Annotated in this window: 28 protein-coding genes and 1 pseudogene; 5 read left to right on the plus strand and 24 right to left on the minus strand. The window is 36.2% G+C overall.

Features of this window, described 5'->3' with window-relative positions; all coding sequences use genetic code 11:
* The 7 genes and pseudogenes from esaA to C568_RS0108895 all read right to left on the minus strand — a co-directional run.
* A partial coding sequence (gene esaA / locus C568_RS0108865; protein WP_018781298.1) for a type VII secretion protein EsaA occupies window positions 1-2,060 on the minus strand: 2,060 nt, incomplete at its 3' end.
* A gap of 154 nt (window positions 2,061-2,214) precedes the next feature.
* Entirely contained in the window at window positions 2,215-2,511 is a 297-nt protein-coding gene (locus tag C568_RS0108870) for a WXG100 family type VII secretion target (protein ID WP_018781299.1), read from the minus strand.
* Between the two features lie 132 nt (window positions 2,512-2,643).
* Complete coding sequence (locus C568_RS0108875; RefSeq protein ID WP_018781300.1) at window positions 2,644-3,117, minus strand: GNAT family N-acetyltransferase; 474 nt, start codon at window positions 3,115-3,117, stop codon at window positions 2,644-2,646.
* A 4-nt stretch (window positions 3,118-3,121) separates the two neighbouring features.
* Window positions 3,122-3,502, minus strand: coding sequence for a hypothetical protein (locus C568_RS0108880; RefSeq protein WP_018781301.1), 381 nt, complete (start codon window positions 3,500-3,502; stop codon window positions 3,122-3,124).
* A gap of 23 nt (window positions 3,503-3,525) precedes the next feature.
* Entirely contained in the window at window positions 3,526-4,011 is a 486-nt protein-coding gene (locus tag C568_RS0108885; protein ID WP_018781302.1) for a GNAT family N-acetyltransferase, read from the minus strand.
* Window positions 4,008-4,556, minus strand: a pseudogene (locus tag C568_RS31770) (2'-5' RNA ligase family protein). The gene C568_RS0108885 and the pseudogene C568_RS31770 overlap by 4 nt, the downstream one beginning before the upstream one ends.
* Window positions 4,557-4,562: 6 nt before the next feature.
* Window positions 4,563-5,129, minus strand: coding sequence for a GNAT family N-acetyltransferase (locus tag C568_RS0108895; protein WP_018781304.1), 567 nt, complete (start codon window positions 5,127-5,129; stop codon window positions 4,563-4,565).
* 139 nt (window positions 5,130-5,268) lie between these two features.
* Here C568_RS0108895 and C568_RS0108900 point away from each other — a divergent pair, with 139 nt between their 5' ends.
* Window positions 5,269-6,171 (plus strand): ABC transporter permease subunit, encoded by a 903-nt coding sequence (locus C568_RS0108900; RefSeq protein ID WP_018781305.1) that lies wholly within the window; start codon window positions 5,269-5,271, stop codon window positions 6,169-6,171.
* Window positions 6,168-7,208 carry an ABC transporter permease gene (locus C568_RS0108905; RefSeq protein WP_018781306.1) on the plus strand — a complete coding sequence of 347 codons (1,041 nt, stop codon included), beginning with the start codon at window positions 6,168-6,170 and terminating at the stop codon, window positions 7,206-7,208. Before C568_RS0108900 ends, C568_RS0108905 begins: the two co-directional genes overlap by 4 nt.
* A gap of 79 nt (window positions 7,209-7,287) precedes the next feature.
* Here C568_RS0108905 and C568_RS0108910 read toward each other — a convergent pair whose 3' ends face one another.
* Complete coding sequence (locus C568_RS0108910; protein ID WP_006094644.1) at window positions 7,288-7,713, minus strand: GNAT family N-acetyltransferase; 426 nt, start codon at window positions 7,711-7,713, stop codon at window positions 7,288-7,290.
* Between the two features lie 130 nt (window positions 7,714-7,843).
* Between C568_RS0108910 and pdxR the strand changes: the two genes are divergently transcribed.
* A complete protein-coding gene (pdxR, locus tag C568_RS0108915) occupies window positions 7,844-9,265 on the plus strand; it encodes a MocR-like pyridoxine biosynthesis transcription factor PdxR (RefSeq protein WP_018781307.1) in 1,422 nt (473 codons plus the stop codon).
* A 26-nt stretch (window positions 9,266-9,291) separates the two neighbouring features.
* On the opposite strand, the gene C568_RS0108920 is transcribed toward pdxR, so the two are convergent.
* The gene (locus tag C568_RS0108920; protein WP_003197206.1) at window positions 9,292-10,149 is read right to left on the minus strand and encodes a YitT family protein; all 858 of its coding nucleotides are present in this window, start codon (window positions 10,147-10,149) and stop codon (window positions 9,292-9,294) included.
* Window positions 10,150-10,326: 177 nt separating this feature from the next.
* On the opposite strand from C568_RS0108920, the gene C568_RS0108925 reads away from it, so the two are divergent.
* Together C568_RS0108925 and C568_RS0108930 are read left to right on the plus strand one after the other, a co-directional pair.
* Complete coding sequence (locus C568_RS0108925) at window positions 10,327-10,539, plus strand: hypothetical protein (protein ID WP_018781308.1); 213 nt, start codon at window positions 10,327-10,329, stop codon at window positions 10,537-10,539.
* Between the two features lie 23 nt (window positions 10,540-10,562).
* A complete protein-coding gene (locus tag C568_RS0108930) occupies window positions 10,563-11,432 on the plus strand; it encodes a GNAT family N-acetyltransferase (RefSeq protein ID WP_018781309.1) in 870 nt (289 codons plus the stop codon).
* A gap of 96 nt (window positions 11,433-11,528) precedes the next feature.
* Here the strand turns inward: C568_RS0108930 and alr are convergent, their stop codons facing one another.
* The 15 genes from alr to C568_RS0109005 all read right to left on the minus strand — a co-directional run bounded on the left by alr (window position 11,529) and on the right by C568_RS0109005 (window position 25,532).
* On the minus strand, window positions 11,529-12,704 hold the full coding sequence (gene alr, locus C568_RS0108935; RefSeq protein ID WP_006094640.1) for an alanine racemase: 1,176 nt from the start codon (window positions 12,702-12,704) through the stop codon (window positions 11,529-11,531).
* Between the two features lie 201 nt (window positions 12,705-12,905).
* Complete coding sequence (locus C568_RS0108940) at window positions 12,906-14,105, minus strand: MFS transporter (protein ID WP_018781310.1); 1,200 nt, start codon at window positions 14,103-14,105, stop codon at window positions 12,906-12,908.
* 262 nt (window positions 14,106-14,367) lie between these two features.
* A complete protein-coding gene (locus tag C568_RS0108945) occupies window positions 14,368-14,913 on the minus strand; it encodes a MarR family winged helix-turn-helix transcriptional regulator (protein WP_018781311.1) in 546 nt (181 codons plus the stop codon).
* Window positions 14,914-15,151: 238 nt separating this feature from the next.
* Window positions 15,152-15,352, minus strand: coding sequence for a 4-oxalocrotonate tautomerase (locus C568_RS0108950; RefSeq protein ID WP_006094637.1), 201 nt, complete (start codon window positions 15,350-15,352; stop codon window positions 15,152-15,154).
* Window positions 15,353-15,367: 15 nt separating this feature from the next.
* Window positions 15,368-16,156, minus strand: coding sequence for a 2-keto-4-pentenoate hydratase (locus C568_RS0108955; protein ID WP_006094636.1), 789 nt, complete (start codon window positions 16,154-16,156; stop codon window positions 15,368-15,370).
* Between the two features lie 3 nt (window positions 16,157-16,159).
* On the minus strand, window positions 16,160-17,185 hold the full coding sequence (dmpG, locus tag C568_RS0108960; protein ID WP_018781312.1) for a 4-hydroxy-2-oxovalerate aldolase: 1,026 nt from the start codon (window positions 17,183-17,185) through the stop codon (window positions 16,160-16,162).
* Window positions 17,172-18,071, minus strand: coding sequence for an acetaldehyde dehydrogenase (acetylating) (locus C568_RS0108965; RefSeq protein ID WP_018781313.1), 900 nt, complete (start codon window positions 18,069-18,071; stop codon window positions 17,172-17,174). Before C568_RS0108965 ends, dmpG begins: the two co-directional genes overlap by 14 nt.
* Before the next feature lie 32 nt (window positions 18,072-18,103).
* Complete coding sequence (locus C568_RS0108970; protein ID WP_003197188.1) at window positions 18,104-18,883, minus strand: 2-keto-4-pentenoate hydratase; 780 nt, start codon at window positions 18,881-18,883, stop codon at window positions 18,104-18,106.
* Between the two features lie 202 nt (window positions 18,884-19,085).
* Entirely contained in the window at window positions 19,086-20,555 is a 1,470-nt protein-coding gene (locus C568_RS0108975) for an aldehyde dehydrogenase (RefSeq protein ID WP_018781314.1), read from the minus strand.
* Window positions 20,556-20,567: 12 nt separating this feature from the next.
* Complete coding sequence (locus tag C568_RS0108980; protein WP_018781315.1) at window positions 20,568-21,026, minus strand: RidA family protein; 459 nt, start codon at window positions 21,024-21,026, stop codon at window positions 20,568-20,570.
* On the minus strand, window positions 20,998-22,041 hold the full coding sequence (locus C568_RS0108985) for an amidohydrolase family protein (protein ID WP_016114613.1): 1,044 nt from the start codon (window positions 22,039-22,041) through the stop codon (window positions 20,998-21,000). The genes C568_RS0108980 and C568_RS0108985 overlap by 29 nt, the downstream gene beginning before the upstream one ends.
* Complete coding sequence (gene nbaC / locus C568_RS0108990) at window positions 22,026-22,565, minus strand: 3-hydroxyanthranilate 3,4-dioxygenase (RefSeq protein ID WP_006094629.1); 540 nt, start codon at window positions 22,563-22,565, stop codon at window positions 22,026-22,028. The genes C568_RS0108985 and nbaC overlap by 16 nt, the downstream gene beginning before the upstream one ends.
* A 27-nt stretch (window positions 22,566-22,592) precedes the next feature.
* A complete protein-coding gene (locus C568_RS0108995) occupies window positions 22,593-23,141 on the minus strand; it encodes an FAD synthetase family protein (RefSeq protein ID WP_018781316.1) in 549 nt (182 codons plus the stop codon).
* A 19-nt stretch (window positions 23,142-23,160) separates the two neighbouring features.
* On the minus strand, window positions 23,161-23,907 hold the full coding sequence (locus tag C568_RS0109000) for an IclR family transcriptional regulator (RefSeq protein WP_018781317.1): 747 nt from the start codon (window positions 23,905-23,907) through the stop codon (window positions 23,161-23,163).
* A 146-nt stretch (window positions 23,908-24,053) separates the two neighbouring features.
* Window positions 24,054-25,532 carry a 4-hydroxyphenylacetate 3-hydroxylase family protein gene (locus tag C568_RS0109005; protein WP_018781318.1) on the minus strand — a complete coding sequence of 493 codons (1,479 nt, stop codon included), beginning with the start codon at window positions 25,530-25,532 and terminating at the stop codon, window positions 24,054-24,056.
* Window positions 25,533-25,630: the final 98 nt, after the last annotated feature.

Here is a 25,630-nt window from a genome sequence, read left to right on the forward strand (position 1 = left end):
CCTGGGTTTGTTGTGCCGCCACCTGGCTCTGTTGTGCCACCGCCTGGGTTTGTTGTGCCGCCGCCTGGCTCTGTTGTGCCACCGCCTGGGTTTGTTGTGCCACCGCCTGGGTTTGTTGTACCACCACCTGGCTCTGTTGTGCCACCGCCTGGGTTTGTTGTACCACCACCTGGCTCTGTTGTGCCACCGCCTGGCTCTGTTGTGCCACCGCCTGGGTTTGTTGTACCACCACCTGGCTCTGTTGTGCCACCGCCTGGGTTTTTGTTTCCATCTTTATTTGGTTCTTTTGTTTCACTACCAGTCTTACTATCTGTCAATTGTTTAATTGAATGTACTGGCGTTTTTGTGCGATTTGTCAGTTTGACAACTTGATTACTTTGTTTATTATTTTCACCAGTTGTTTCTTGTCCCTCGGTCGGAGGATCAACTGGCTTCGTTTCCGTTGGTGTTTTTTCATGCGTATGAGCTAAATTCCATTTCCATGTTACTGGTGTAAAAACATCAATCTTTGCGTTTTCATCCGACAATTTGACACGCACACCAACAGATAATTCTCCTTCTTCTCGAGAAGGCAGCTTGACACTCCCGTTACTTAAATAGTCTGCAGTATAGTCTTGTCCGTTAATCATTAATGCTTCCGTACTTGAATACAGTTCAAATCCCTCTGGAAGTTGTAAATTAAATGTTTGCTCTCCATCCATTTTTGCAACTTTTTCTTTATCTTCAAAAATAATTCCATCAGTAGCTAGGCCTTTCTTAATATTCTTGATTGTATTTTCTAATGGAATATCGTTAGGGCCTTCATAACGGATGTTATTCTCTTCACCATACTTTTCAGAAACTTTAACTACATTTTTCAGCTGCGTCTTTGTCTCATCAGGTAATGTAAGTCTATCAATTTCTTCAATATCCATACTTGCTAACTTATTGATTAAACTTTTAATCTGTTCGTTAATTTGATTGTCTGGTTGTTGCATTAAGGTATTTAAATATATCTCTTTTGTGTTATTACCCGAAAGTTTTGCTTTTAATTTCTCATTAATTGTTTCTTGAATATTCTTCTTGAGCTTATCTGCTAGTTCTTCATCATAGCTTTTCATTTTATTTGTGACATCTGTTAAATACTGTTGAATTGCTGTTGAGTCAGTTAAAGCATTAGATTGTTTATCTGAGTCATTGAAATGGCTTGCGATAACTTTATTCGCCGATTCCAATGCACTTAATTGCTTTAGCACATCATTTGTACTAAGGTCACTGTTAAATTGATTAAGCTGATTTGAAAAATTATTTGCTAACAAATTATTGCCTGTTTGCAAATTCTGAAGATTATCGAAACCACCTAAATAGGTAGCATTCGATTTCGCACCCTCATCGATTGTTTGACCAAATCTTTGTAATACCCCTTCAAACCCTTTAAAGCTATTAACAGAGACACCTGTATAATCTTGTACTGTTTTAAATTGTTGTGTATAGTTTGCCAAAGGATTATGTACATCTGTTTTATATACTTTCATGTGGGCTTGTTCTTTATCTACGATTGTCCCAATATTATCCTGCGCAGCTTGTAATTTCCCAATTATACTAGCAAAATATACATCTATAATACGTCTATTAAAATCTTCTAAAATCGATGCCGCTGTCTTTTCCGCTTCTGTTTTTAATTCTTTATTTCCAGTTGCATTTACTTTATAACTTAATGTTAGTTTCTCTGGTGCTTCAGCATGAATTGAAACAGCCTTTCTAGAAAAGTCATTCGGAATTACAATCATCATATTATAGTTATTGTTTTTCAAACCATTTTCTGCAACTCCACGACTGACCACATACCATTGTTGATTATTGTCTTTATTAATATTTTTTATAAACTGATCTCCAAATGCTATTTTATTTCCTTCAAAGTCCGTCCCTTGATCCTCGTTTACTAAAGCAACCGTCATTTTTGGAGTGCTTTTTTCATCTTCTTTTTTTAACTTTTTATTTAAAGCTAAATAGGAAGTCCCTGTTGCAAATACAAGTGCTAAAATGATAAACAACAAGATACTCCACTTAATTTTTTTCAATACTTATCACTCCTGCGAATAAAAAAATCTAAAAATAGCCTATTATACATAAAAATTTAAATTCATTCTTTTCTTAAAAGTAAGTTAGCCATACAACAGAAGTCGCATGGCTAACTTTGAAACCTTCTTTTTATGTAGAGAATATCAACGTTTCTTATTTCAAGCCGAAATTACGTGATAACTCTTCATCATGAGAAGCAACAGCCTCTGCAGTTTTGGTAAGTTGAACATCAATCTCATGTAATAATTGTGAGAAGCTTTCTACTTTTGGTCTTAAATCGTTGAATTGTCGATCAAAACCATCAAAAGCACGACCTTCCCATTCTCCACGTAATTCATTTTGTAATCCTTGTAATTTTCCAAGAATATCTTTAATTTCATCAGAGCTTCGTCCGTATAGTTTAGCTTTTGATTTTAGCTCCGTAGGACTCATACGAATTTGTCCAGCCATTAAATTTTCCCCCTTAATAATGAATGAATTGGTTAAATTGATAGAATTTACTAAAATTCAATTCTACTTGGATAATTATAGAATAATAATAAAAATTTGAAAAGGGATTTTTTTCACTTTCATGGAAAAATTTTATAAATTTTGTTTATTTATATATTCAGATATAATTCGATGTTTAAGCTTCAATGTCATAACTACTTGCCTCTCAACAAATCCAAATTCTTTATACATCTCTTTGGCGAAATTCCCAGCGAATACATTTAAACGTATTTCTTTATACTTTTCTTGCAATCTATCGATTCCTGCTTTCATTAGTTTTCGGGATAACCCTTTTCCTCTATACGCTGGAAAAATATATAATTCATAAATGAATCCCATTTTTCCTCCTGAAAAATAATCCGTATTCTCTCCAATTAAAATCCATCCTGCTAGCACATTCTCTTGTTTTACAACTAAATAATACGCTCCTTTATCTAATAGAGGCTGTGTAATCTCAATCGCTTTTTCTTGGCTTAACTGGCACGTTTCTTTTGTTCCTTCAAAGAGTGATTGTGCTGCAAAATTTAATATTTGCTGAACTTCCTCTTCGTTCGCCTTTTGAATCATCCTTTCATCCTCCTATTCCTTCGCCTTCTCTTTCTACAATCGGCATTCGGATATTATTTTCTAGATTCTCTGACTCAATTACAATTGCCATAAGCCCAGTTTCAGTACTTGTTTTATGGAATTCCCCTTTATTCCATAAAACAGCTTGACCCGGTTGTACTTTCTTTTTCTTTTTATCTGCGCCACAAACAAGTCCTTCCCCTTGCACAATTAAAAGAAGCTGAGAAACAACTGCTTCATGATACCCGATTATTCCTTTTGGTTGTAAATGCATACAACCAATATGTACCTCTCCCTGATGTTTTACTATTTTTGACATAATAAAGTTAGAATGAAACACTGATATGTGATTCCCTGCCATTTCACCGAAATCGAATATCTTCATCTCTTCTCCTCCTAAACCATTTACTATACATGTAACACCATTCTTACCGTTTGCATCATGTGTCCCTCAAAGTCTTCTTCAAACTGTTCTAAATCGGCAAAACCTTTCGCTTTATAAAACGTTTTTCCTTTTTCATTTTCCGCTTCTACACAAATATAAATCTTCTTAACACCGTCTAAAACCGCGATACCTCTTTGCAATAAAGCTGTCCCAATTCCCTTTCCTTGATGATCCGGTAATAAATAAATGGCTCCTAATTCCGCTTCATTTTGATGTTTTACAGGTGAAAAATTAGCAAATCCAACAATTTGGTCTTCTACTTCTGCTACGAGTAAGTATGAATGTTCTAGACGTCGTTTCATCATTTCATTTGAATATGCTTGCTTTAAAAATTTATCTTGAATTTCCTGTAGAATGATTCCTTTATATGTATCATGCCAAGCTATTTTTGCCACTTCTTGTACAGCTGTAATGTCCTCTACATTCATTTCTCTAACTACATACGTCATATCGATATCTCCACTCTTTTCAAATTGTATTCTGCTACTATGCTACAAGAAGCTGAATTCCGATTTTCATAGTCCACTTTAATTAACTTTAAACTTTCTACAACTGCCGTTTATGCACGAAAACCTTTATATACAAAATCCATTACACGAACAAATTGCTCCCGCTCTAAACGATTGGCAATTGTACAATGTGGTACCTACTTCTCAGGTACATAATACGACTGTGGCTGATCATGAAAATCCGTAAAATGATTATGAAACGATTGATGCAACTCTAGTAATCTTCTTGTTATTGTTGGTGCCAAAAAGATTGTTCCATTTGTAGGGAAGGTGCCAACAGAAGAGAATTCAACTAGAAAACGCTCTACACTCTCTGTAAACTTTTCAAATTCATTTCTATATGTTTCCAAATCCAAAGTATGATAATCAGCTAATGTAATATGAGGTTCTAAACCCTCGTTATGTACAACGTCTGTTAGCCCTTCCCATATCTCCTTCACACGCTCCGAAAACCTCTCATCAAATGTAGCAATAACGGCGTACATCTTTCTTTACTCCTTCGCTTCTCTTAATGCTTCCCACTCTTCACGAATCATTCCCATTCGAATAGAATCATAATATGTCCCATTATAGTAACGACATTTTCGCATTCTACCTTCTAACTTCATCCCAATTTTTTCTGCAACTTTCATCATTCGTTCATTTCCAGACCAAGTCGTTAATCCAACCCTACCAATCTCCATATTTTCGAATAATAAATCTCTATATAGTTGCAAAGCTTCTGTACCATAACCGCCATTCCAATATGCTGGGTCATAAATGGTGATCCCTATTTCTAACCAGCGTGACGCCTTATATTCCCAATAGAAACCAACTGTCCCTATTATTTCGTTATCGGCTTCAATAATAAGTTGCGACAAAGGTTCCTCTTTTAGCTTAGCTTGCAAACTTCCCTTATACACTGGGTATTCCTGAATAGAAAATGGAAAGTATGGCGCATCCCACTTTTTCCATTCAGGGTTTTCTTCTTTGTATATTTGTGAATATAAAGAATTTATATCTTTCTCTTCTATTTTTCTTACTATCACTTTTTTACCTTGTAAATATATCTGTTCCATATTGCCTCCTATGCTATCAAGTAGAATATTAGAATTTAATGTATCACTAATAATAACAATAATATATATTCTTTTGAAAAATCAAACAATAATTCTCACTTTGTTGTATAATATTGTAAAAAGATGACGGGGGGATTTGATGTTACACAAAACATCTCAATTTATGATAAAACTTTCATCGATTATTTTATCACTCTTACTATTATTAAATTTACCTTATTTATTTATCACTCAAGGGGGATTCACCTTTCAGCCGATTCAATTTTTCAAACAGATTTTTACTATGTTAAAAGAGGTTTTCTCTCCCGAGTCTCTTATAGTTCTATCATCAGAAGCGAAGTTCGGTAATTTCAAAAAAACACCATTATTTCCAACCGTATTAGAACCTTACATATATTCATTTACTGTTTTGTTTGTAGCTTTCGTTCTTGCACTCTTTATTTCATCTAGCATGGCATTTTTCTATTTTTTAGCAAAGGATTCTATCAAAAAGTGGATTAACAGATTTATTTTTGTATTAGAAGCTATCCCTGATATGATGATGATGATTTGCTTACAAATGTTTTTCATTTGGTTACTTCAGAAATTCGGGGAATCTCCTGTCACAATTATTTCTTTTAATGAAAATCGCGCTTATTTACTTCCTATTTTATCTTTAGCGGTTTTACCTACATTACAAATGTTTCGGATGATGATTTTATATATAAAAGAAGAACATGGAAAACAATATGTAGAAGTTGCTTACGGAAAGGGCCTTTCATCAAGATATATACTGTGCATTCATTTATTCAAAAATATATCTATTCATTTCTTCCACCATTTAAAAACAATTTTCGTTTTCTTACTTTCTAATTTGTTCATTTTAGAATTTATTTTTAATATGCAAGGTATCATTCAATTTTTATTTAGGAAGGCGTTTATTTCACCTCCCGCTACATTTATCATACTTTTCATGATTATCTTACCGTTTTATATTATTTTTCAAATCACTTCTTTTATGATGAATAGGTGGCAAAAACAAATGAGAGGAGAAGTTATATGAGGTCTATTTGGAAATCAAAACGCTTTTTAATCGGATTCATTTATCTTTTTGTACTACTTACAGCTAGCTTTATTTATAGTTGGTTCTTTAAAGATAGCATACCAGAAGCACCTCTATTGCTTTACAATGACAATAATGAATTACTTGGCAAGGCACCCTTTTCACCATCTTTAATGCCACCTTTTGGCTCTGACCGTTTTGGAGAATCTATTTTCTTACAAATTTTAGAAGGAGCGAAATTTACAATTTTATTTGCTGTCGGAATTAGTTTATTACGTATTTTATTTGGGACATGTTTAGGTATCCTATTAAGTTTATACGCTACAAAATTCAAAAAATTTTTCCAGGCAGGCTCAGAAGTTTTTTATTATATCCCAACTTTATTTATCGCATTCATACTCATCACGCCAATTAATCTTGTAATCACATCAAATGCGGATCGGCTAAGTCCAAATATTCCATTTACACTTTATCAAGCTATCATACTCATTTTTATTGCTCTACCTACAATTTCTTTATATATTTCATCAGAAGTTGATGAGTTTATGAAGCAAGATTATATAATGAGCTCACAATTAATGGGGGCAAGCCGTTTTCATATTATAAAGAAACACTTGCGTGTCTTATTATTAGACCGAGCATTTGTTTTATTTATGGAGCATATTGTCCAAACACTCATACTTATGATCCATCTAGCATTACTTAACATTATAATCGGTGGGATACAACTGAAAGAAATGGACCAAGGTGAGTTCAAACCTGTTTCACTCTCAAATGATTGGGCAGGCCTTATTGGATTAAATCGTTATGAAATGAATCTTTCATTATGGATTATCTTTTATACACTCATCACATTCTTTATTACTATACTTTTCATTAAACTCATGACTATTGGAATACAAGATGCCCTAAAAACAAGAAGTTCACAAGCAGTAATGGTGCAACCTGTTCAAGACCAAAAAATATATGTAAAAAATAAGGATTCTTTTTCATTTGCTTCTTTAGAGGAAAGAAAACGTTCTTCGTTACATTTGTAAAAAAGTGATTAGACTAAAGTAAAAAATTAGAGGAAGTACGGAGTCGATATCAAAAATAAAGAAGAGGTAATCCTCTTCTTTATTTCAATTTCTTATGAAATGAATAACTAACTTTATCATATCCTTCACGTTCATAAAAACGATGTGCGTCAACCCGTGGAAAAGCTGATGTCAAAACAACAGAACTACATCCCTTTTCTGCTCCCCACTCTTCTATATATGATAATAACGCTTTACCATAGCCTTTTGAGCGATGGGCCCCCGCTGTAACAAGATCATATACAAAAACATGTTTCTTATTATAGAAATTCGTACATACCGCTACCCCTGCAAGGCTTACCACCTCATCTGCGTCATTACACAAAGAAAATAATTGATAGCGTTCCTCTTTCATCTGACGAAATAAAAATTGTGCTTCCTCTTTTGTAAGCGCAGTTCGTAATTGTTGTAAAACGGATAATACCGCATCTAATTGATCTTCTGATTTTATTTCCTTAACATTCATCGCGAATCTCCCCTAACTATTTATAAAATTTTCTAAATGTTATATTATTATTATAAATAGAGACTGCCCTTTCCTTAAGTGGCAGTTCATCCCTTTTTTATAAGGCCAGTTTTAAAGGAGAGCGCATGTAATGGATTTAACCATTCCTCTACAATTAGAAAGTAAAACACCCATCTATATACAAATTTATGACTACATGAAACAAGAAATCTTAAAGGGAACGCTCCCTGCCGGAACACGTCTCCCTTCTCACCGAAATTTAGCATTACAACTTGGTGTTAGCCGCATTACAGTCGAATCAGCTTATCAGCAGTTATCCGCGGAAGGCTATGTGGACAGTAAACCGAAGCGTGGTATATTTGTTACGGAAGTAGATGTAGATGTTATACCAAATAAACAACATGCTCCATTTTACCAATTTGAAAAAAAACAAACAGAACCGCTCTTTTTTGATTGTAATCAAGGAAACATCGATCAAACAGCCTTTCCACTCTCAAATTGGAAAAGAGCCCTACAAGAATGTTTACTCCAATATGAAAACGAATTATTTACAAAAGAAGATCCACAAGGAGAATATATACTTCGTACTCACATTGCAAAATATTTGTATCATGCTCGCGGGGTTCATTGCACACCTAACCAAATTATTATTGGTGCTGGTACACAACCCCTTCTTTGGTTACTTATTCAATTACTTGGGCAGCAAAAATCATACGCAATCGAAAATCCTGGGTTTCACCGCGTAAAAGCTATTATTCAAAGCTGCGGCCTTCCTTTTCATCCTGTTCCATTAGATGAGCAAGGAATGAACATTTCATCTCTCAATAATTGCGATGCGAATGTTGCTTATGTTACGCCTTCTCATCAATTTCCATATGGCATGATTATGCCTTTATCAAGGCGGCTTGAGTTATTAAACTGGGCTAATGATCGCTCTGGTTATATTATTGAAGACGATTATGACGGGGAATTTCGCTACGTTGGAAAACCTATTCCCTCACTGCAAGGACTTGATACAAATGAACGTGTTATTTACATGGGAACTTTTTCAAAATCGTTTTTACCTTCCTTAAGAATAGGCTATATCGTTCTTCCTAATCATCTTTTGGAAGGCTATAAAAACTTAGGCGGCATTTTTAAACAAACTGTTTCTAAAATACAACAGCTTGCTCTTGCTAACTTCATCCAAAAAGGAGATTGGGATCGGCACTTAAACCGCGTTCGTACATTATATAAGAAAAAACATCATAAACTAGTCAAATCACTTGTGAATCAAATGGGCACTGGTGTTAATATACTTGGGGATCAATCTGGACTTCACATTGTACTACATGTTCATAACGGCATGAATGAACAAGAACTCATTCAATCAGCTGCTGAAAAACATGTAAAGCTTTATCCTCTATCCATATACGATCCAGTAAATAATTTGCAAGAAGAAGCTCATGTATTATTAGGTTTCGGAGGGATACCGATTGATACAATCGAAACTGTTGTAACATTATTAAAAGAAGCTTGGTTTGCAAAAAAAAGCTGTTCCCTGCAGAAATAATTGCAAGGAACAGCTTTTTTACATGCCTAATCATTTGATGTTTGCCCTGAACGTGATGAGATACCTGGGCGTTTTACGCCAGTTGTTTCCGTTGAATAAGAAGCTTCAATGATGGCACTTGAATCTACAGAGAGAACGAGATCTTTCATCTTTGGATAAATAAAACGGTTTGTAATACAGTAGATAATTCTCTGGTGCTCTCCTAAAAAACCACCTTCTCCATGTAGATACGTAACTGAAAGTTGTAACTCCTTCATAAGAAGTTCACCAATTTCTTTATTCTTACTCGAAATAATCATGACACTCTTGCCTTGATTAATGCCATCTAATATGAAATCAATCATCTTCGTAACAATATAGAAAATTGCAAGTGAGAACATTGCTTGCTCGATTGAAAACAAAATAGCGACAAATACAAAAATAACAGCATTTACAGCAAGTAAAAATGTACTAATCGGCACTTTAAAATGTTTGTTCATCCAGACCGCTAACATTTCTGACCCATCAATTGCACCACCCATCTTCACAACAATTCCAACACCAATTCCAAATAATACTCCACCATACAATACAATTAGTAATTCAGACGTTGTGATAGCTGGAAATGGCTTCAAATAAATTAATCCGAGAGTTGTTACAACGTTGGCATAGGACGTACGAATAAAGAATTTTTTCCCCATTACTTTTGCAGTAAATAATAAGATAGGAATGTTAAGTCCTAAAAACACACCATAAAGCGGTAATCCAGCAACTTTATTCGCCATAATAGAAATGGCTGTTACCCCACCATCTACCAGTCCATTTGGTGCCAAAATCAGCTCCAATGAGCCAGCTACAATAATCGATCCAATTGTTAATAAAACATATTCAAATATTTTTTTCATTGATTACCCCCAAAACAGATATATTTTCTTAGTATTATCATACTAAAAATTCTCTATTTTTTCAAAGAAATGGCTTTATTTACACAAATTCGACACTAATTTGGAAATTTTTATATATTCTATTTCTAGATGATATATAATTATTTTATTGAATTTTTAGAGAAAAGGAGTTTTCTTATGTTACAAGGCCTATTTACCTCCCCTATCCTATCTATAGACACATTACACCCAGGTTATGAAGATCATGCATTCCGACAAGGTTACGAAACAATTATGCCTCTTCCTAATTTAGAACAATGTAGGGCACCGTACCGATATTTATATCGATTATTATCCGTTCAAGGAACTGTGGATTTAGAGGAGTGGCTACAACACCCCGTCTTCTTCTAAAATACTCTTAAGGAGATTACACTATGCAAATTCAAAAAAAGAAACGATTAACAATACCTGAAATACAGCACATCATAGATTTAGCTCATATTTGTAAGCGAAACGATGGCATCGATTACCCAGTAGATTTGCATGTCAATATTCTTAAGAACCGAAACGAAAACCGGCTAAACGATTTTCTTTTTTATAACAATGAACAATTAATCGGTGTGTTAAACATGTATGAATTTGAAAGACCGACAAAACTTGAATTAACAGGATTTGTCCACCCTCATTTCAGAAAACAAAAAGTAGGAACTACTCTTTTACAAACGGCCATGGAAGAAATACAACAACGAGATGTTGATGAAGTCTTGCTCATCATAAACGGGGCATCAACATCTGGAAAAGAATTTGCCGAACAAGCTAACTTACCATACTTATACAGCGAGTACGGTATGGAGTTTCAGTTAGATACACAACAAACGACTATACAAAAACATACAATTGAGCTTATCCCTGTATCAACTGCGACATTTCTTACTCTTTTAGAAATATCTAGTAAAGCTTTTGGTGATTCATTGACAAATACATCCTCCTGGTTACAAAAAATAATGTCTTCTCCTACTCACCAAGTATATATTTCTCTCATCCATAAACAGCCAATTGGGACCATTACAGTAAATAAACAAAACGGATTTACTTCCTTATCCGGATTTGCTGTTCATCCTTCTTATCAAGGAAAAGGATATGGAAAAAGCATTTTGCAGTACATCGTACATCAGCTATTAACTGAGGGAAGAACGAAGATTGAATTAGAGGTTGAAACTAAAAACGATAATGCTCTAAAACTTTATAAACAGTGTGGTTTTGAGATTACAACAAGGTATGATTATTATGATTTACTAAATTGAACTACCCCCACCTCCACTTCGTTTAGAGGAGGGGGTCTTCTCCGTTAAAATGAATTAGTAAAGGACTGAATCTTAGCGATTCAGTCCTTTACTAATTCATTTGTTTCTTAATATATTCACAACAGTAGTCGTTTCATCATTTTCTTTATATACGCGTGGAATTCTTCGATCTAGCATACAAGTCACTTCATAGTTAATTGTACCCAATGTATCCGCGATTTCTTCTACAGAAATTTCTTCCTCACCTTGTCTACCGTAGAAAACAACTTCATCTCCTACTTGTACAGGCATTGCTTTTGTAACATCTAACATTAACTGGTCCATACAAACGCGCCCAAGAACTGGTACACGAATTCCATTAATTAACGCATGCCCCTTATTCGACAGCTGACGGTTATACCCATCTGCATAACCAATTGGAACAGTCGCAATCCATTCTTCTCCTGTTGTTACATACGTATTCCCATAACTTACACCACGATTTTTTTTCGCGTGCTTAATATGAGCCAGTTTCGACTTCAATGATAGTGCTGGCTGTAAAGAAACAACTGTATGATCTACTTCTTTCGAAGGATACATACCATAAATCCCGATTCCAACACGAACCATATTTTGAAATGTATTGCTTAGCTCCATTGATCCAGCACTATTTGAACTATGGATATACGGAAGATGAATATCCATTTCCTTCGCTGTATTTACAGCTTTCTCAAATAAACTCGTTTGCATATTTGTATATGTTTTATTAATTTCATCAGCTGTAGAGTAATGTGTAAACATACCTTCTATTTCTATATATTTCATATTTTTTAGTTCTTCTAAAAATGGCGCAACCTCTTCTTCTTGTAAACCAATGCGACTCATTCCTGTATCTATTTTCACTTGAATATGCGCTTTCTTTTCAAGTTGCTTAGCAATTTCATTGATACCTTTTAGATCCTCTATTCTATATACCGTCATCATAATATCATACCCAATAGCATCTTTAGCAACATCCACTGGTGTATAACCTAAAACTAAAATCGGCACAGTAACTCCTGCTTCGCGTAGTTCGATTCCTTCATCTACAAAAGCAACAGCAAGTTGATTCACTCCTGCCTCAATTGCCGCTTTTGCAACTTCAACCGCCCCGTGTCCATACCCATTTGCTTTTACCGCTGCCATCATTGCAATATTTTTATCATTCACACGTTTTTTAAATTCTCTTACATTATGTTTTACAGCATCTAAGTTAACTTCAACAATTGTATCTCTTCCATATCTCGAACTCATGGGTCTAAACTCCTAACTCAATAATTGCTTTCCATTCTATTTCTCGTTTAATTATGACCTTTTACAATATAATACTTTTCATTTTCCTAGTCAAACTACTAGAATTTTCGGAATTTTGAATATGGCATAATACTCCTAAGACACTATTATATACGGAGATGAGGAGAATTACAATGTTTGTTCAAGCTGCATGAATCGACTTTAAGCCTCATCAAAAATAGATTCATTGTTAATGAAAAGAGAAGAAATCAATCCTACGAAGAGTATTAAGCCTAGTAAAACAAAAGTCTGAGAATATCCACCAATATCCATAAGATAAATAGAGATAACAGGCCCTATACTTGTTCCGAAAAATAAAATGAAAGTATAAATTGAAACTGCTATTCCCCTTGATTTCCCACCTAACTCTCCGACAAGAGTGACCAATGCCGGGACAGATAAAGCAATTCCGACAACAAAACACACACTCATAATTATAAGAAAAGGAAGACTAGAAATAAACCCCAATGAACTTAAACTAAGAATGGCTATTAATAATCCTCCCTGAAGAACCTGCTTAACACCAAATCTCATTGTTAGACGCCCTGCAAGTGGTGAAAGCAACATTCCAAATAATCCAGCTAAGCGAACGTAGAGAATTTGTTCTGCATATAACTGAAAGTTAGAAGAACTTAAATAGTTTCCTAAAACAGTATACATATTTACAAAAGCCATTAATAAGACAAATGCAATCATATAGCTTAATACTAAGTTTTTTTGCGTGAAGACCTTACCCATTTGTTTCACTGGTCCTAATATATCCGCGTATGATTGAGACGATTCTCCTCTTGGAAGAGCATAATAAATCCATAAAGCAGTAACTATATATACACTACTAAGAAGAAAAAACACCATATGCCATCCAAAATACTGACTAATTACAGCACTCATAACTTGACCTACAATTCCCGCTACTAAAAAACCAGTACTAACAAATCCTATGGTTGTAACCTTCTTTTCTACCGGAAACGATTCTACAACGTAAACTAACGCTACTGGAGAAAAAGTAGCTGCCGTTATACCTTGTAACCCGCGTAGCACAACAAGCCAAGATAGGCTATTGACTAAGCCCAATAATAAGGAAATAATCGCCAACCCAATTAGTCCAATCAGAATAACATTCTTTCGACCATACTTATCAGATATCGCACCAAATAGCAAACAACCAATCGCAAAACCGAGTGAAAACATACTACCAGTAATTGCAGATTGCGTTAATGAAACATGAAAAAAATCTGCGAATAGCGGAATCAATGGAATTGTAACATAAAGACTTGACATAACTGCCATACCCGACCAGCATAAAACAGCTGTCATTAACGCATAATTCTTTATAGAATTCACTTCTTTTGAAATTTGCAACTTGAATCCTCCTCTTTAGTAAAGTTGTCATTTAAATTCATACTGTTTACATTCCGCGCCTCAAAAGTGCCTAAAATAAAATCATAAAAAATTATTGCTTTTTACGCCCTCTACTTAACTTAACCCTTTTCAACTCCTTTACCGAAAATACAATATTGATTTAATTATTTCACCACCTCCTCTCATTTCGTTAGCCACACATGTAGTTAGGTAACCTAACTATATGGCCGAATAAATAAGTTGATTTTTATAATCAACTTATTTACCTACCTTCTCCCACTTTCAATCGCATGTTTATTTGCATCTTATTTAATAATTTCTCTAATATTTGACGTTCTTCTTGATTAAAATCTTCCACCAATGATGCACACGAAGACCAAAAAGTTGGTAAGGAAAGAAAAACAAGTTCTTTTCCTTTCGGAGTAATCTTCACCTTTAATCTTCTGCGATCTTCAGCATGGTGGTACCTTACAATTAATGCGCGTTTTTCCATCCAATCTAATAATCCAGTGACTGAAGCGCGCGTAATTCCTAAGCGGTTTGCAATAGCTGAAGGACTCATACTAGCTTCTTCCTCATTCGATTCAATTTCACGTAAAATAAACAACAATAAAAAATCTAATTTACTTTCAGAAATTCCAAGTGGCGCTAAATCCAGATCGACTGCATCCAAAACATCATCAGATGTCCATAGCATCAGTAAACCAAGTTTTGCTGCGATTGGGTCCGTGTCTGCTGATGCTGTCGTTTTTATCAACTTTGCATAAGGTTCTATCCCTAAAGGATGAGAATCGTTTTTTGAAGTCATTGCTCCCAGTTTCTCCTTTTTTCAATATCCTTCTCCAAAGTAATTAGTTTGACTAACTACTTTTTCATTATACTCATTTTTTCTATTTTATTGCAAGAACATTCTTATAAAAATTCCCTATAATTTAGACACCTTATCCAAGTTAGATGAAGCGTATCACCATCTAACTCTCTTACTTTCGCGCTACAAACAAAAAGTAATTCTTATTAAAAATAAGAATTACTTTTACTCAACAACACTATTTTTCTTCCACACTACCTTTCGCCTTTCCTCCGACACCCCAATGCGAACCCGGAATCTCATTTACTAGTACACGTACACGTTCAACATCTACATCCAAACTTTTTGCAACTGCATCTGTAACATTTGAAATGAGATTTTGAATCTGCTCCTGTTTTCTACCCTCAATAACTTGAATTTGTACAATTGGCATACCCATCTCTCGCTTTGCTCTTTATTCACAAAACATCGACACACTACCCAATCCTTCAAACTGCGCAATAATAGCGTCTCCAGTTTTGAAAGCAACCGCTTCAGATAATGCCCCACTTAGCACAATATCACCTTTTTTTAACCCTTCATTTTGTAATCCAAGTTTATTTACCGCCCAAGCAATTGCTGTTGCCGGATGTCCAAGTACAGCTGCCCCTGTACCAGTTGTCGCCGTTTTACCGTTTTTCGACATAACCATTCCAACATTAGCTAAGTCTATTTCCTGAGCGTTAATCCATTTGCTTCCTAATAGAAATTTTGAGGATGAACAATTATCTGCAATTACATCAGGCAATGTAAATTTAAAATTCAAATAACGACTATCAATAATTTCCAAAGCTGGCGTAACATATTTCGTTGCCTTTAATACATCATCCGCTGTAACGCTAGTACCTTGTAAATCATCTCCCATTAAAAAGGCAATCTCTGGTTCTACTTTTGGATGAATCAACGTTTCATACTGCACAGGTTCCCATTCAAACGCTAACATATCATGTAATAAATAACCGTAAATTGCTTCCTCAATCCCCATCATTTGTTGTTTCGCTTTACTCGTTAACCCAAGCTTTACACCAACTCGTTTGGATCCTTCTTTCATCTTTTGTTCAACTAATTGTTTTTGCAATATGTAAGCATCTTCTACTGTTAAATCCGGATGCTGATCTGTTACCTTTACTACTTCTTTTCGTTCCCTCTCCGCCTGAAGTAAATATTCAATAATCTCTGAATCCGCTCCTTTAACTAAAGCCATATTTTACACCCCCGTTTTTATCTTTGCTAATTCAGCTGCTACATCTAAAATCATATCTTCTTGCCCACCAACTACTTTTCTCTTGCCAAGTTCTATTAAAATATCACGAGCATCTACACCAAATCTATGAGCAGCTCTCTCAGCATGTAGTAAAAAGCTTGAATATACACCAGCGTATCCCATGACAAGACTACCTTTTTGAATTTCTTGTGGCCCTGGTAACAGCGGTGCAACAATATCCTCTGCCAAATCCATCATTTTATACAAATCTACATCTAGCGTATATCCCATCCGATCCAATACAGCTAACAATACCTCTGTTTGCGCGTTCCCAGCTCCAGCTCCAAGGCAGCGGACGCTTCCATCAATTCGGGTTGCTCCTTCTTCAATTGCAGTAATCGTATTCGCTACTGCAACAGAAAGGTTATTGTGGCCATGAAAGCCGATTTCGATATTTAGAGATTGACGTAATGCCTGGATACGTTCACGTACTTCATGAGGCAATAAAGCTCCAGCTGAATCTGTTACATAGACAGCTTGTGCCCCATAACTTTCCATAAGTTTTGCTTGTTCTACCAATTTCTGTATCGGTGCCGAATGTGCCATCATTAAAAAACCACACACTTCCATACCCAATTCTCGTGCAAAATGAATATGTTGAGCGGAAACATCCGCTTCCGTTACGTGGGTTGCTACACGAACAAGTCTTGCTCCAATGCTTTCTGCTTGTTTTAATTCATGGACAGTGCCAATACCAGGAATAAGTAACACAGCTACCTTTGACTGTCTACATTCTTCCACTGCCGCTTCAATGAGTTTCATTTCATCTACTAACGATTTTCCATATTGCAAAGCGGAACCACCTAATCCATCCCCATGACTAACCTCAACATAATGCATACCAGCCTCATCTAACGACCTAGTTACAGACCGAACTTGTTCCTCTGTAAATTGATGCCTCATTACATGACTTCCATCACGCAAACAAACCTCAGTTATTTTGATTGGCATATCACTATTTCTTTTCACTCATCACACCTCGCTTCTGCTCTCCAATTATTCGAGATGCAAATCCTTCACCAACTTTTAATGCCGCTGCTGTCATAATATCTAAATTACCAGCATACGGCGGAAAGTAATCTCCGGCTCCTTCTACCTCTAAAAATACAGTCACACGGTTCCCATCAAACATCGGTTCCTGTTTCAAAGAATATCCTGGAACGTATGACCTAACTACTTCAACCATCTTACAAATCGCTTGCCCAATAATGAATTCATCCATATGCTTAACTTCGCAATATACTGTATCTCTCATTAAAATAGGAGGATCCGCAGGATTTAATATAATAAGTGCTTTCCCACAGTCTGCTCCCCCAACCTCTTCAATCCCACGCTTTGTTGTAATCGTAAATTCATCAATATTTGCCCGTGTACCTGGACCTGCACTTAAACTAGAAATCGTAGCAACTATCTCCGCATACGCAACGTCCGCTACTTCATTGATTGCATGAACAATTGGAATTGTTGCCTGCCCACCACATGTAATCATATTGACATTTCGCATTTCTACATGAGTAGCATCTTGTATAGCTGGACAAACAAATGGACCACATGCTGCAGGGGTCAAGTCAATCACTAGCTTCCCTAACTCTCTTAAAACTTCCGCGTGACGAATATGAGCTTTGGCTGAAGTTGCATCAAATATAATATCCGCTATGCTAGGATTCTCAATAATTGCTTGTATACCATTATCAAAAATCTCATATCCTTCTTCCTTCGCTCGCCTTAATCCATCTGATTCAGAATCTATCCCTATCATGGCAGTCATTTCAATTACTTCACTTCTTCTTAATTTATACATTAAATCCGTACCGATATTTCCGGAGCCTATAATAGCCGCCTTCACTTTCCCCACATATATCCCCTCCTTTTCACACAACTATAAAACTATACAAATTTAATAGAAACCGAACCAAGAGATCCGAAATCGGCTTGAATTACATCATTACATTGAACTGAAACAGCGCCCGATAATGCACCTGGCAAAATTAATTCCCCTGCCTTCAATGAAATATGAAATTCACTAAGTTTATTCGCTAGCCAAGCAACCGCTTGTGCAGGATGTCCTAATGCCGCTGCTCCTGCTCCAGTAGCAATTAGACTATTATTTTTATAGAGCGCCATTCCAGCCGTACGCAAATCTACTTCAGATACATTGGACATCTTTTCACCAACAACTACTTTTGCAGAAGAACCATTATCTGCTACTGTATCGACAAGCTTAATCTTCCAATCTGCAATACGACTATCAATAATTTCAAGTGTAGGTACAATATATTTCGTTGCCATTAGCACATCTACATATGTAATATTAGGTCCACTTAAATCCTCAGCTAAAACAAATCCAATTTCTGCTTCTACTTTTGGAGATACAAACGAATCTACCGAGATTACACTTCCACTTTCTACTTTCATATCATCTAGTAAATGTCCGTAATCTGGTTCATCTACCCCAAGCATTTGCTGCATTGCACTACTCGTAAGTCCAACTTTCTTCCCAATCACTGTGCGGCCTTGTCTTAACTTTCGTCCCACTACTTCGAGCTGAATGTTATACGAATCTAAAACTGATAGATTTGAATACCTTTCCGTGAAAGGCGAAATTGGTCTACACGTTTGTTCTGCCTGTATAAGTTCATCTGCTAATTCCTTTATTAACACTTGCATTTATCTCACCTCATTTTTAAAGTCTATATTTAGAACACATCAGTGGAAATACCATTCCACTGATGGAACATTCATTTTACCCAGCTATTCGCAGGCAGTAAGACCCCCACCTCAGGTTTCAGAGAGAAGCAAAAAAGATAGGCGGGGGATAACTGCCCGTAAAAGCCCGATTGGTGAAGCCCCCACTGATGGAAGTTTCACTTTATAATTTCATCGTAACTGTCTTTGCTTCTGTATAAAACTCAAAACTATGGCGTCCACCTTCTCGGCCAATACCACTTGCCTTAGAACCACCAAATGGGGTACGTAAATCTCGCACATACCAACAATTAATCCATAATAATCCCGAATCAATTTGCGAAACAACTCGTTGTGCTCTTCTAAGATCATTTGTCCAAACAACTCCCGCTAAACCATAAATAGAATCATTTGCAATACGAATTGCATCTTCTTCTGTTTTAAATGGTATAACAACTAAAACTGGACCAAAAATCTCTTCTTGAGCTACACGCATACGATTATCGACATCATATAATATAGTCGGTTCATAAAAGTTCCCTTGTGCTAAACTCTCGATTCTTTTTCCGCCGTGGGCTAATTTTGCTCCTTCTGAAAGACCTATTTCCACGTACTGATCAACTGTTTCTAGATGTGATTTCGAAACAAGCGCTCCCATATCTGTATCTTCATCAAGAGGGTCTCCCACTTTTATGTTTTTCACCGCTTTTACAAATTTCTCTAGAAACTGTTCATATACGCTTTCCTGTACAAGTAATCTTGAACCAGCTAAACAAATTTCTCCTTGATTCCGATAAATTGCTTCAATCGATCCTTGTACCGCTTCATCTAAGTCAGCATCTTCAAATACAATGTTTGCTGATTTTCCGCCTAATTCTAATGAAACTGGTATTAAGTTTTCTGAAGCATTCCGCATAATTGTTTTCCCTGTATTACTTTCCCCCACAAATGAAATACGTCTTACAGACGGGTGCGTCGTCATTTTCGTTCCTACCGTACTGCCTGGCCCTGTAATAATATTCAGTACACCTGGAGGTAGCCCGGCCTCATTTGCAATTTTACCAAGCATGACTGCACTTAGCGGCGTGTAAGATGCTGGTTTCACAACTACTGTATTACCAGCGGCTAGTGCAGCTGACGCCTTCCACGTCATCTGCATAAATGGCAAATTCCAAGGAATAATTAAGCTCGTTACTCCTGCTGGTGCGTATTTTGCATATGACATAAAGTTATGCTTATCATAATGTTCATGTACTATATACTTTGCCATCTCGGCAAAGAAACGAAAATTATGTGCAGAACGCGGAATATCAAAACCACGACTTTCTTTTATTGGCTTTCCGACATCAAGTGTCTCTATATACGCTAATTCATCTACTTTTTGCATAATCAAATCGGACATTTTGCATAAAATAGCTGAGCGCTCTTCCACAGGCATTTTACTCCAGATACCACTTGTGAATGTACGCCCCGCTACGTCTATTGCTCGCTTAGTATCCTCTTCATTTGCTTGTGCAACAGAGGCAAGTTTTCTATTTGTCGATGGATTGAACGTATCGAACGTTTCGCCGGACATCGCATCGACATATTGACCATCAATAAATAACTTCGCATCTTTTACTTTCATTTTTTCAGCTAATAGTTCTTTATTCACACTCTTTACCTCCTACTCTACAATTTCTAAAACCATCTCGATTTCAATTGTTGTATTATTCGGTAGTTGAGCCATTCCAACAGCGGAACGAGCATGCTTTCCCTTTTCACCAAAAACATCTACTAATAAATCGGATGCACCGTTCATCACTTTTGGCTGATCAATAAAATCTTCTGTACTATTTACAAATCCAAGTAACTTCACAACTCGTTTCACCTTATTTAAATCACCGAGTTCATTCTTTACAACGCTTAATAAGTTCAACATAGACCGCCTAGCTGCCTTATATCCATCTTCTATTGATACATCTTTACCTAATTTCCCATGGTACTGGTCAACACCTTGTCCAGCAGTAAACAATAAGTTTCCGACCCTTACACAACTTACATAATTACCTATCGCTGGACGAATAGCTGGTAGTGTGAGTCCCATTTCATTTAATTTACTCTCTGGTGTTTGTGCTTTCTGCATATACTACACCTCTTTTTTTCATATCAACATTTAAGAAACTCGCTGCATTTCCGCCAAGCATAGCTTCCTTTTGCTCCTCTGATAAATCAAGTGTCTCGTCAATTACTTTACCTGGCTGAATTTCTCGTAGTAAAAACGGATAATCCGACCCCATAAAAATCTTTTCATGTCCAAATCGCTCTATCATATATTTAAGGTTGATAGGATCATAGTTTAAAGAATCGAAGTAAAATTTCTTTGCGTAATGGCTCGGAGGATATGTAGTTAATCTCAGATGTGGCCATACTTGCCACCCTTGATCTAATCGCGGCAAAATATATGGAAAAGAACCTCCACCATGAGCAAAGCAAATTTTTAACCTAGGAAACTTCTCCATTATCCCGCCCCATATAAGTGTAGCTGCGGCAAGAGCCGTTTCACTTGGCATCCCAACTGTATACATAAAATTATGATGCGGCATTCTATCTCGCCCTAATGTTTCCCACGGATGAATAAAAATTGGAACCTGCCATTTTTCAGCCATCCGGAAAAACTCAATAAATGAAGGATCATCTAAATTTTTCCCATTTACATTCGTTCCAATTTCGATTCCATGTAAGTTTAATTCTGTTATGCATCGCTCCATCTCACGAACTGCCGTTTCTCCATCTTGCATTGGCACTGTTCCTAATCCAACAAAACGATCTGGATATGCCAAGACGGTTTCCGCAATAAAATCATTTTGAATACGCGCCATTGCTTCAGCTTCTTCTGGTTTTGCCCAATAGGAAAATGTAACAGGAATTGGTGATAATACTTGTATATCAACACCTTCACGGTTCATATCTTCAATTCTTTTCTCCGGGCACCATACTTGATCTGTCACATCGCGAAAGTTTTTCCCACCAACCATAATCGCAGCACCACATGTACAAGTGCGATTTAATATCGGCCAACGTCCACCACCAAACTTCTCCTCAAAATCCGGAAATGTTTCAGGAATAATATGTGTATGAAAATCTATTCGCACTTCCATTCCTCCACTTCCTCTGGCATAATATGTCCGCAGTTTTTACACGCACGAATTTCTTTATTTGAATTAAAACTATGAATCGCTTCTTTCACTTGTTTTTCAATATCGGTTAATTGAACCCGTACGCGATGCATTTCATGATTACACTCATCACAGAACCAAACAAAATCTTCAAGTTCTCCTTGGTTACGTTTCCTTTCAATTACTAATCCATATGTGTTTGCAACGCGGTGCGGTGAATGTGGCACCATGGCTGGTAACATAAACACATCTCCTTCTTTCACTGTAACAACTTCACGTTTCCCTTCTTCCGTAATACATTCCACATAACATTCGCCTTTTATTTGATAAAAGAATTCATCTGAAGGATCAACATGAAAATCACGTCTTCTATTTGGCCCTCCTAAAATCATGGCAATAAACTCTGAGTCTTGCCAAATTACCTTGTTATTTACCGGTGGTTTCAATAACTCTTTATTTTCATCAATCCATTTTAGTAAATTAAAAGATTGTAATGTTTTTGACATGTTTTTTCCTCCTTATAATTCATTCGCTTATATTGTTTTAAGAGGCCATCCTAATAAGGATTGAGACCTTTGTAATTCTCCTTGAAATAAGTGATTCCGTATCCTCGTTGATGAAATTCGTTCACCTTCTTCGCAGCAAACCTCTTCGACGATAGAAACATCAAAGTATTTCATCAGTAGCTCTATATCACCCTCGCGATTTTTTCCAAATCGAAAATCTTCTCCGACATAAATTTCAATTGGGCATAACCTTTGTAATTCTTGAATAAAGTAACTAGTCCTTCTCGTTACATACAACTCATCAAAACGAATAACAATTACATGTTCAACACCGAGCTCCTGAAATCGATTTAACTTCTCATTAATTGGCGTTAGCACTTGTGCTCCCTGAAAATAAGAACGTGGTGATGGATCAAATGTATACACGACATTTGGAATCTGTAGCTCTTTCCCTTTCTCCACCGCGTTTCTAATAACGGTCTGATGTCCTTTATGCACACCATCAAAAACACCAATAGAAACAATCGATTTTTCCAATTCAGGTACACTATAATCATGTATATAAATGATTCTCACCTCTCTTTTACAGTTATGATTAAATGTCTAAATAACCAAATTCCTTTGAAATTAAATTTGCAGTATTCATCACACTTCGAATCATGACTTGACGATTGCTTCCTTGCATATACGTTTTCGGACCAACAATATTAAGAGCAGCAATGGTTCTCCCGGTGTAAGAACGAATAGGAGCCGCAATGCCATATAATCCATGTTCATTTTCGTTATCACTTATGGAATAACCTTGCTTACGAATTGTCTGTAACTCTTCTTGAAATCTCTTCATACAAGTAATTGTATTTGGTGCTCGAGGCAGCAGCCCATTTTCTGAAGTATACTCTAAAGAAGAAGGGTTAAATGAAAGAAGAACTTTTCCTGTACTTGTGCAGTATGCAGGTTTTCTTGATCCGACATGAGTTGATATTTGAACAGAATCCTTTGATGAAATTTTCAAAATAAATACAACATCTCCACGGTCAAACATACCGATATGCACCGTCCCATTAAATTTCCTTACAAGTTCTTCAACGATTGGAATCGCCCCGCTATAAATCTCTTGTTGAAACATCACTTGATTGCCCCACTCCAACAATTTCCATCCCAGTCGATATTTTCTCTGCTCATCTCGAATTAACATTCCTTCTTCACACAATGTACGGACAAGATGGTGAACTGTACTCGGGTTCATATTTAATTTTGCAGCAATTTCAGAATTTCCTAACACCGGCTCACCACTCGTAAAACAATTTAGAATTTTACAAATTTTACCGATAGATGCTATCACAATAACTTACCTCCTCTATTCCAGTTACATATTTCCGGTTCATATATAGCTAAAACATGTAAGAAGATTTACATCCTAACAGTAAAATTCTTGTTATCTATTTGCCACTCCTTCCTTTTTTATTTTAAAATGTAAGCGCGATCATTTTATTGCCACCCTAATGAATTTCCAGATAATTCCGTTCGCAAGGCACTATCCACAAGTGACAGCGATTGTTGTTTTTTGTACGCATTATAAAACATGCCCATTTTTCTCACTGGATCACCAGAATAATAACGCTCATATTGTAATAGGCGTTGTCCAAACGCTTCACCGCATAAGTCCCAAGCTAATTTAAATAATCGAACGCGTTCCTCAGAAGATACTCCTTCACGCCCGATATAATATTTATACATATCCTCTTGAATCTCTGGATTCATAAAGTCAGCACTTGTTGGCGACATTAGTAGGCCACCAGCCCCAATGGTTTGAATAATTTCAATAGCACGTGGATACATTTTAGGTAATAAGCTACGTATTGTATCAAGCGGTAGTCTCGCAGGAACAGCTTCACCATATGCATTCGTTTCATACTCATATTCTGCTACTTGCAAGAGTGCACGGATTGTTTCTACATCTTGTATTAATTCTGCTAACTGATTTTGTACATTTAAAAAGCCGTCTACTCCAATTGAATCTGCTAGTTTTATAGCCACTTCTGCTGCAAAAGAAAGTTTCACTAATCCTCTTACTCCTGATTGATGTGCTGGTTGATGACCAATTCCTGTTTTTGGATACAGCTGATTTCCAGCCTCTACACTTTGATAGATAAACACTTTATCCCACGGAATAAACACATTATGAAATACAAGTAGTGCATCCATTTCTTCAAACCTTGATGCAAGTGGATGATCAAACAAGGATCGTTTTCCATCTTGCATTGGCTCGCGACAAAGAATCCTTAAACCCGGTGCATCAATAGGAACTGCAAAAGAAATTGCATGACGTTCATCACCCGGCTTAAAACTTGGATAAGAATAAATGATTACCTCATCTGTAATTGGTGCAAGTGTCGCTAACATCTTAGCTCCGCTTACATACATTCCCTCTTCTGTTTCGTTCACTACACCTAAATGCATCGTTGCATCTTCTTGCTGATGTGAGGCTTTACTTCGATCATTTTGTGGATTGATAATCGCATGTGTTAAAAACAAATCTTGATCACGTATATGTTTATAATAATTTTTTATATTAGTCCCCCATGAGGAATCAAATTTTTCAAAAAACCATGCATTGCTCGCCATTGAAGTAACTGTAACATTTAAAAAATCTGGTGTTCTGCCCATTAAACCAAATGTAGCCTTTGCCCATACTTCAAACAATTCGCGGCGTGCTTTTAAGGCCTCATAATTTTTGGGCACTAAAAATGCATTCGAAACCCGCTCTCCTGTCTCTTCGCATATATGGGTAATCTTGTCCTGATACTCTGGATCGTGCTGCATATCATATAATTTAGCAATTTGTAAAATCGGTTCCCGAAAAACATCTTCATTCACAACATCGGTTATTCTTCTTCCACCAATCCAAATTTCAGGATTTCTTGCCTTTAATCCTTCAATATACTGAGCCCCTGTTCGAATCGCCATTTTTACCCCTCCAATATATACATTTTGAAGTTTACTATACAAATAAGTTTAGAAATTCTGTCACCTTTTTAAATTAACAGAATTTTAAATTATTATAA

The organism is Bacillus sp. 95MFCvi2.1 (assembly GCF_000374965.1).
GTDB lineage: Bacteria > Bacillota > Bacilli > Bacillales > Bacillaceae_G > Bacillus_A > Bacillus_A pseudomycoides.